This window comes from Alicyclobacillus fodiniaquatilis (genome assembly GCF_042678105.1).
Classification (GTDB): Bacteria; Bacillota; Bacilli; order Alicyclobacillales; family Alicyclobacillaceae; genus Alicyclobacillus; species Alicyclobacillus fodiniaquatilis.
In genome coordinates this window covers 1-8568 of record NZ_JBHUCX010000039.1, presented here as the reverse complement: position 1 = coordinate 8568, position 8568 = coordinate 1, and the positions used below count along the sequence as shown (strand labels likewise).

General features: G+C 45.1%; 7 protein-coding genes and 1 tRNA gene. 1 reads left to right on the top strand and 7 read right to left on the bottom strand.

Translation table 11 applies throughout. The features are described 5' to 3' along the window. Positions 1-279 precede the first annotated feature (279 nt). The 5 genes from ACFSB2_RS15025 to ACFSB2_RS15005 form a co-directional block, all read right to left on the bottom strand. Positions 280-1101 carry a DUF2268 domain-containing putative Zn-dependent protease gene (locus ACFSB2_RS15025; RefSeq protein WP_377943906.1) on the bottom strand — a complete coding sequence of 274 codons (822 nt, stop codon included), beginning with the start codon at positions 1099-1101 and terminating at the stop codon, positions 280-282. A gap of 54 nt (positions 1102-1155) precedes the next feature. Then, positions 1156-3246, bottom strand: coding sequence for a glycoside hydrolase family 31 protein (locus ACFSB2_RS15020; RefSeq protein ID WP_377943904.1), 2091 nt, complete (start codon positions 3244-3246; stop codon positions 1156-1158). Between the two features lie 106 nt (positions 3247-3352). After that, positions 3353-3964 carry a class I SAM-dependent methyltransferase gene (locus tag ACFSB2_RS15015; protein ID WP_377943903.1) on the bottom strand — a complete coding sequence of 204 codons (612 nt, stop codon included), beginning with the start codon at positions 3962-3964 and terminating at the stop codon, positions 3353-3355. A 41-nt stretch (positions 3965-4005) separates the two neighbouring features. Next, the gene (locus tag ACFSB2_RS15010) at positions 4006-4614 is read right to left on the bottom strand and encodes a YdcF family protein (protein ID WP_377943902.1); all 609 of its coding nucleotides are present in this window, start codon (positions 4612-4614) and stop codon (positions 4006-4008) included. Between the two features lie 2 nt (positions 4615-4616). Next, positions 4617-5564 (bottom strand): acetyl-CoA carboxylase carboxyltransferase subunit alpha, encoded by a 948-nt coding sequence (locus tag ACFSB2_RS15005; protein WP_377943905.1) that lies wholly within the window; start codon positions 5562-5564, stop codon positions 4617-4619. A 264-nt stretch (positions 5565-5828) separates the two neighbouring features. Between ACFSB2_RS15005 and ACFSB2_RS15000 the strand changes: the two genes are divergently transcribed. Further along, positions 5829-6491 carry a hypothetical protein gene (locus tag ACFSB2_RS15000; RefSeq protein WP_377943901.1) on the top strand — a complete coding sequence of 221 codons (663 nt, stop codon included), beginning with the start codon at positions 5829-5831 and terminating at the stop codon, positions 6489-6491. A 157-nt stretch (positions 6492-6648) separates the two neighbouring features. On the opposite strand, the gene ACFSB2_RS14995 is transcribed toward ACFSB2_RS15000, so the two are convergent. Both ACFSB2_RS14995 and ACFSB2_RS14990 read right to left on the bottom strand, forming a co-directional pair. Next, positions 6649-7698: an oxidoreductase gene (locus ACFSB2_RS14995; protein ID WP_377943900.1), complete on the bottom strand. Its 1050-nt coding sequence runs from the start codon at positions 7696-7698 to the stop codon at positions 6649-6651. A gap of 374 nt (positions 7699-8072) precedes the next feature. Beyond that, positions 8073-8149, bottom strand: a tRNA-Leu gene (locus ACFSB2_RS14990). Positions 8150-8568 lie beyond the last annotated feature (419 nt).

The following is an 8568-nucleotide window of genomic DNA, read 5'->3' as shown; positions in this document are numbered from 1 at the left end:
AACACAACATGGTACTTGCAGTCAAATGTGACATTTCGATTCAATTCGACGTCTCTACTCATTGCGATCACCCAAGAACATCTTACCAAAACAAGTTAGATACCACTATTTCATCTAACGTTTAGTTGATCGTTAAAAGACATTTCGCCTAACGGCGAGCGCCTTATATCCCCATAGCTAAAGCAAGGGCTTTTACGGCGCATCTGATAAACAAATTAAATAAATCAGATATTTCGATCCAACCGGAATGGGCAGCTTCATCTTCTTAAGCGCAATCTTTCAGACATCTGATGGACACGGAATAAATTCCTCACTATTCTGTGCCGTCAGTGCCATTACCGATGCGTCTGGATGTAACTGCCGATACCATTTGACCAAGTAATATCCCATCGAATAACCCGCCCAGAACGGGACACCCGAGCTTCCTCCGCCAAAGACAAATAAATCCGTCTTATCCCCGTACGCTTGAGCGTGTTTAGAATACAATGTTGTCCAATACATTCTAGCATCTTCTTCTGTTAGCGCGCCCACCCATGGTCCATGAAAGTCTGTACCGAGGATTTCCGCTACAAAATGCTCCGCCAAGCCCTCACGAATGATTTTCTCCAGCAAAGTCACATTCGAATGTCCATTATTTAACGCACTAATCCGATAGTGATGGTGGTATTCATGAACCACAGTTGATTTTAAAGTATGGATAGTATCTTTGGATGGATACACCACAAAATGAATGGTGTCTCCCTCCCAACTAGTCCAGGCGGAGACACCCCCCAGCTGCTCCCTACCAAATCGATCGTTTTCATCCATTGGATACAACTCAATCGACAGTTTTTTCCCTGACGCATAACTACACTTCAAGTCAGCGAGGGTTTCTCGTATGAATTGCTCTACCCTTTGAGTCTCAATTTGTTGCAGGATCGAAAAAATATGATGAAGAGGTGATTCCAATGAAACCAGTCCGTTGAATAATAGCGTATTCACTTCATCATCGGTTAAAGCTAAAAATGACTTAAACAAGTTTTTCCGATCCCTATTTTGTGCCTTCGCACACGCTTCAACAAACATGCTCATCTGTTGCAACCGGGGAATGAACTCTACCATAGACAAATCTATATCACCCCATTTCAGAGTACGGTTTGTGAGATTCTCTACAGTTCAGTTAGACAGATCTGTTCGCTGTTTCACCCAATCCACAACCTTATATTTCACACCCGAATAATCGCCCACTCGCGTCACAGAACCGCCATGATCCGGCGACCATGACAAAGTCACCGAGTTGCTTACCCCATCACGATAGGACAATGTGCGCCCATCGTCTTCGTATAAAACAAAATCCTTTGGTGAATCCCCGTAAATTCGTACAACAATTTCAAATACAGCATCATCGGCCACACATTGTAGGGGAGTGGCAATCGAAAGCAAAGTGTTATCCTTGACGAATACAGGAATGTGATCCAAATCTGCGGCAATGTCATACCATGTTTCCCCAGCATAAGTCTCGTTTGTCCAAAAGTCTTTCCACGTTCCACGCGGTAGGTAAACCTTGCGTTCCGTCTGCCCCGCAATCAAAGGCGCCACCAAGATAGAATCTCCCATCATGTAAGAATCATCAATCTCATAGGTGTTCGCATCATCAGGATAGTCCATAACAAGCGCCCGAAATGGCGGAATCCCTCTTTGATGATATTGAGCAAAGCTCGCATACAGATAAGGGATGAGAGACATGCGAAGTTCAAAGAGATGGCGACAAGCCTCCTGAACCTCCTCATAGTTGTCAAAGAATTCACCCTTCCGGTTTTTATCGCGATCCACTTGCATCCATGGTGGATTCGGGAATGTCCAACAATTCAATACGGCCATGGGAGAAAAAACGGTTGTCTGAATTCGACGGATGAAGTCCTCAACAGAACTTGCACTACGCACTTCAGGTGACCAAAGCAATCCTGCAAATCCGCTGTTGACAAGTCCACGTATGAAAACATCATGTTGATATAAATCGCTGTAGAGGACAAATGGGTAAGACGCTGCGAGCGCCCCAGACGAACGGACCTGTGAAAAAGTGCGGATTCCAGCAGTGTCAAATGTCGATTGCATCGTGGATTGATACAATAACCCAAGTTGATTATGCATCTGCTCTCCATCTAATCCCGAAGGAAAACTTGCAACATCGGGAAAAGACCAATTAGACTGCACATAATCCGAACTATCGCATTCGTCTAATTTGAATCCTGAAATCCCGTTCTCCACAAAGTTGTGTAAGTGGTAACTCGAAAATATTTCGCTGCTTTCCTTCGTCGCGAAGTCTGGAACCAGGCCCTTCCACACCTCAAAATCTGCTGAATATGGCAGTAGTTCTTCATACATTTCAGATGAAGGATGTGTGAATACGTGCTCCCATAGATTCACGTGATAATTCATTTCGTTTAAACGATTGATCAACTTCTCATGGTTGGGAAACCCCTCCTTGTTCCATGAAAAAGAGCATGAATATGCTTGGCTGTGCCATCCAGGTTCAAATCCCAATACGTCTACAGGCATACGCTCCTCGCGAAACATCGTAGCCAATCGTTCGGTATCGCTTTCATTTGCTGCTGTATAAAAGCGATACCACATCCCCAGGCCCCAAAGTGGTGGAAGGCACCCGCCACCAGAAAATAGATTATAGCGTTGAATCGCCGTTTTGATTGTAGGGCCTTCGAACAGATAAATATCAATGCCCTTTGCACTGGGTACATCAACCAGTATGCTGAGATCCCCCTGTGCCGCTTGGTGACCGTATAACTCCTTTTCAGACGTTCCTAACTCACCTTCACTCGACGTCTTCCGTCGTGATGCACCTTTAGGCAAATTGGTTCCACAATAAAATGTCGCATATCTAGATGTGTCGATGAAAACACCATAGCCAGCCGTAGATATATAAAACGGAACCGGCGCATGACTATCCCCTGTATCTGCTATGGGATCACTATTCACTCTTATCACACGTTTTCTTCCGGTTTGCTTTAGACGATAAAATTGTAAACCAAATCCATAAATCTCTTCATCATGCCTTAACGGCAATTCAACCACTGTGCCACGTGATGTCATTCGGACTGATATATCCGTATTTGCTATAGGAGATTTACCTTCGCATTGTAATTGTTCAAGTGCATCGTACTGTATCCCTTTTTGGCCTAACGTAACCGGGGTGTGCTGCTCTGGTTCTCCATAGCGGACTTTCCATACTCCATTCGCGATACGTTGCATATGGCATCAGCTCCTAAACTAACCTTATTCTCATCCTCAAACCTCACAAATTTTCATCATTGCTAACCAACGAGCTCAATCAAGGCGACTTGTTCACAAACAGCCTTCATACAAGAATCATTGACTGGAAGTGAAGCGACTCGTGCCCATAATCCACTGTCTTAAAATAAATGATTTCAAAATATTTACTAACAACATACTGAATGGATTGATCGGTGTGAAATGAAAAAAATCGCTTCGGAACGGAACTATCTCCTTCCCATACACCTTCTGAATCCTCACCGCCATATACGCCTAAATAGAACAGACCACCTGGCTTGAGTACATCGCGAATCCCTTCAAGTACCGAGGGCAAATCCCGCTTAGGAACGTGCAGTAAACAATTTAGTGACCACACAGCATCAAAACTTTCGGTAGGAAATTCCAAATTGTAAAAGTCCATTTGGTATGCAGAAAGATTTTTCTCACGACAAAGACGCACCATTTCTCCTGACATGTCGGTAGCTGTGGCTTCTATGCCATTGTCTATGAAAAATAGGCTGTCCTGCCCCGTTCCTGCACCAATCTCCAATAAATTTTTCAAGTGACGTTCTCTCAAATGTGATAGAAATAAATCCCGCTCTCTAACCTTCCAATTCGCTTTAGAGAAGTTATCCCTTTCATTTGCCTGACCGTCGTAAGATGCCCGCAAGAGACTTTTGATGTCCAAAGTATCCATGCTTGCCCCCATTCTCCAATGGTGCTATCTACTGATTGCCTTTATATATCGACATCCGCATCAATAAAGTATTTTTCCTTGACTCCGTTCACCACCTTGAACGCCTCATCCATGACTCTACGCTCCCATTCTGGATTTTCCCACCAGTTGTCACGTCGTCCTAATGCTCGATTATCCGGACACCACACAAGTTCAACCCAAGGTGGCAAAAAGGTTCTGCACATCAAGATACATCTACGCATATGTCCCGGTGAACTTACTAGAAGCAAGCGTTTTAGTTTATGCAACCCAAATTGGCGTTCCAACACCAAGAGCGAGCAAATGATATTTTCGAGCGTATTGTTGGAAGCGATTTCAATCAGTGTGCAAGCTTCTGGCACACCCAACGCAAGTGCTTTATCCCGCAGAACCACTGCTTCCGGCACGCGATGTTGGCCATATTTATCCCCGCCAGTAAATAAAACATAAGGTGCTCTACCGTGATTAAATAAATCAACGGCCCTCTCTGTGCGCTCCATATATGTTCCGCCAAACACAAAGATGCAATCGCCCTTTACGGTGCCATTGTCCAATTCGTTCTCCTTACCGTACAAGAGATGGGTTATTTGATCTCGATTCAACTCTTCTAAAGAAATTTCAGATATAAGCATGTTTAACCTCCAATAAACTCGCCTATACTTCTATATTTCTCCTGCCTTTTCTGAATCAGTTCTGGCATCGGTATCGATAGGAGTTCTTCAAGCGTTTCGATGATTTTGTCTTTCACCGTTGCGACCATATGCGTCGGATCATTGTGTGCGCCGCCATCTGGCTCTAGTATTATCCCGTCAGCAATCCCCAGTTCCAAAACGGTGGATGCAGACATGCGAAGTTCCTCTGCGGCGCGTTCTTTTTGTGTATTATCCCGGTATAGGATCGAACTCGCTGATTCGGGGGAAATCACTGAATACCAAGCGTTTTCCAAAATAAATACACGATCCGTAATCCCTAATCCGATAGCGCCACCACTGGCACCCTCCCCCGTGACAAAGCACATTGTCGAAGTCCGCAAGCCTGACATCTCCCTTAAATTGCTCGCGATGGCTTGGCTTACTGAGTCACTCATCGGATCTGCTCCTTGTGTATCAATGAAACACACAACGGGGCGATGAAATTTTTCAGCCTGTTTCATCAATCGCAAGGCTTTTCGATACCCTTCTCCACGAGCCATACCGAATCTTCTATAAATGTTCTCCTTTGTGTTTTTCCCCTTCTGATGTCCTACGATTGTAACTGGGTAATGCCCATCAATCAGACCGACACCACCGACCATAGCTGGGTCATCGCCTGTTGCTCTATCTCCGTACATTTCAACAAACTCTGAACACACACCCTGTATGTAATCCAATGTGGTCGGCCGGGCAGCCTGACGCGCCAATTGGATACGTTGCCACGGGGTGAGATTGCCATATACCTCACTGGTTAGCGCTTCTAATTTATCTTCTAGCTTGATAAGTTCCTCCGATAGGTCTAACCCGCTACTTTGCATAAACTTTTTCAGATCATCTATTTTTGCTTTGAGTTCCCCGATTGGTTTTTCGAAATCTAAGTAGCTCAAGATCAAACCTCCATGCCTGCATTTGGCCTTCTTTGGAAACCCAAGGAGTTCGAACCACACCATATACTCGGTCGGCAATTAATATACAAATGATTCTGAATATAAAACGCCGATAGTCACAATGCGTTCTCTTGAGGGCCAATACCAATTATATCAAATCTTTGGAGATGGCACAGTCGCTAAATGCGTCGATAGGAGTACCCTCATAAGCCGTCGATCCACGTCGAATTACTATGGCGCAACAAACATCCAATAGGAGGACTAACCGTGAAAAAATTGATGGGAAAAGTTATCGTAGGTTTTACAGCATCTGCAACTGTTGCGACACTAGGGCTTACATCTGCATTCGCCGCAACGACATCGTTTGATAGCCAATACCAAGCGAATTCGAACACGGAACAGTCTTTGCTGGATCAAGTTTCATCTTCTTCGACAAATACGACCGTTACCGATTTACTTTCCACTGTAAACAGCATCAACACAGAAGTGTCAGCTTTATATTCTGCTGAACAAGCACTTGCTAGCGCCAAGTCGTCGATTCCGCAATTACATACACTTGGTGACAACGTAAAGAAAATCGATTTAAAGCGGGAGCAAATCCTTAAAAAGTCCAATGTAGCATGGAAACTGGTTGGTAAATGCGGCAACCAATCCAATGACAAGCAATCACTTGAAAAAGCAATCAAGGATCGTGCTGGAATTGAAAAGCAATTGCTTCAAGCGGATCGCAAAATTACGGCAATCAACACCAATTCAAACGCATACAACGGTGCATTGAAGTCTCTGCAAAATGCAATTTTGAAACTGCAGGCGTCTGCGATTCATTACACCAAAGAAGTCATTTCACTTGAAAAATCCACCACAAGCAGCACGACCAGTAGCAGCAATAGCAATAGTAGTAGTAGTGTTACAGTCACACCGACGAATTGATCATTTTGTCGCCGCTCCATTTCGGGGCGGCTTTTTAATTCCATGGGAATGTATTGGCGTTAACAAACAAGAGACCTTGCCAGGATTGACAAGGTCTCTCCAAATTCCACAGCAGCACCGCGCAGCGATGCGACACTACCCATGCCATGTGGCAAGATTACGAAAATGGCAGGGTCCGCTGCTCTTCGTGACTTTGTAAAGCTAGTTCAATGAGACGGATAGCGGTACGTGCTTCATCTGCGGTCACCGCTAGTTCTGCCTTCCCAGAGATATGATCACAAATATTTTGGTAGTAATCCTGATACGCTCCTGGCATGGTCTCAAGCAGCCCAGTGACATGAAGCGACCCAACAGAAGTATTTATGGTCCCCCAACGCGCTCGTGGTTCGGAGCCCCACGCACGCGAGGTTATCGGCGTCTCCCCTCTAATCAGGGCCTCTTCTTGTGGATCTATGCCGTATTTCACAAAGGAGCCCAGTGTCCCGTGGAGGGTATACCTAGGACCAATCTCTCTAACATATCTTGAAGACTTTAGAATCACTTTCTTCCCGTTGTACCCTAGTACAATATCAAAATAGTCGTGATTCCGGGCATTCGGTCTACTTTTGCGGACATCTGCAGTGATCGTGTCAGGCACACCGAAAAGGCAGACGGCCTGATCGAGGAAATGGACGCCTAAATCATACAGGACTCCAGCTCCAGGAACATCAGATTCCCTCCAACCTCCATGAACTTCTGGCCTAAAATTGTCCCAATGAAATTCGCATTCTACCACGCTGCCGATTAAACCTTCGTGAACGATTTTTTGTATTGTCCGGAAGTCCGCGTCCCAACGGCGATTGTGGAATACACTTAGCACTTTCCCGCGGCTTGCGGCAAGCTTAATCAAATCGTCCGCATCGGCTGAGGAGACCGTAAACGGCTTTTCCACCACGACGTGCTTTCCAGCCAATAGGGCATCCCTTACAAACTCTACATGGTTTGTGCTTGGGGTGGTGACGACGATCAGGTCGATTTGTTCGTCATCATACAAATGGCGAACGTCTGTGACTACCTCAACCCACGGATATCTCTTTTGAGACTCTCTCCCTCGACGTTCAACCACTTTTGTCAACTGTAACCCTGGAACAGAAGTGATGATCGGCGCGTGAAATGTCTTGCCTGCATACCCGTATCCAATCAGTCCAACATGTATGGGTCCACTCATGCTGCAATCTCCTTTCCAATTTGTTTCTGCGTATATGATTACTCGTTCATTCCCATCGGCTTGAGATTGGCTTCGCTGATTGGCACACAAATCTAATTTCCTACTACCTATATTTGTACCATTAAGCAATTATATATTTCAATATTCAAAAATTAATTCCTTCATTAAATTACTAGATCATCCTACGTTCGTATTAAACTTAACTTCCCCAACTTTTGAAAAGTGCGCGTCTGTTGCTTCCAAGTACAATTCTTGGATAGCATCGACTCACATGCCTCTGTGCAGATCCAGGATTTTATACTTTAAAACGCCAGAAGGGACTCCACAGCGAATGCTGTGAAATCCCTTATTCAGCAAGGCTTTTCGCCCAATTATGGTGTCGAGGGCGGGACTTGAACCCGCACGGGTCTCCCCACACGCCCCTCAAACGTGCGCGTCTGCCGATTCCGATCCGAATCTCCTCAAACACTAGATGCCACAAGGCTTTACAAGTTTTCACTACCGCGCCTTTTTCGCCTGCACCGCGCACGTCATACGATATACACGGTCCATTTGTTCACATAACAATAGACATAAGAAATGTGCGCTCTTCGCAATTCCAAACACGTATGCGGTTATTTCCGATTATAAACCATAATGAAGCAGTTGGGTCACTCACTGTGACGTTTCTGCGGTATACACACATACGGGATAGTCGACCACACGCCAACTGTGGGCGTGAGCAGCAATGGGCAAATGACGTAGATGTCACCGAATAGAGATTCAAATGGGTCTGTCAATAATTTTGTGTAAACTCCGTTCGATAAAACTAGCGGATATAGTTCTCCACTCGGTCTGGAAAGTATATGATTAACTGACTGAGTATCTGTC

Bases quoted from the DNA above. Each gene is read 5' to 3' on its own strand.
- ACFSB2_RS15025 (WP_377943906.1), bottom strand. From the start codon at position 1,101: ATGGTAGAGTTCATTCCCCGGTTGCAACAGATGAGCATGTTTGTTGAA.
- ACFSB2_RS15015 (WP_377943903.1), bottom strand. From the start codon at position 3,964: ATGGATACTTTGGACATCAAAAGTCTCTTGCGGGCATCTTACGACGGT.
- ACFSB2_RS15010 (WP_377943902.1), bottom strand. From the start codon at position 4,614: ATGCTTATATCTGAAATTTCTTTAGAAGAGTTGAATCGAGATCAAATA.
- ACFSB2_RS15020 (WP_377943904.1), bottom strand. From the start codon at position 3,246: ATGCAACGTATCGCGAATGGAGTATGGAAAGTCCGCTATGGAGAACCA.
- ACFSB2_RS14995 (WP_377943900.1), bottom strand. From the start codon at position 7,698: ATGAGTGGACCCATACATGTTGGACTGATTGGATACGGGTATGCAGGC.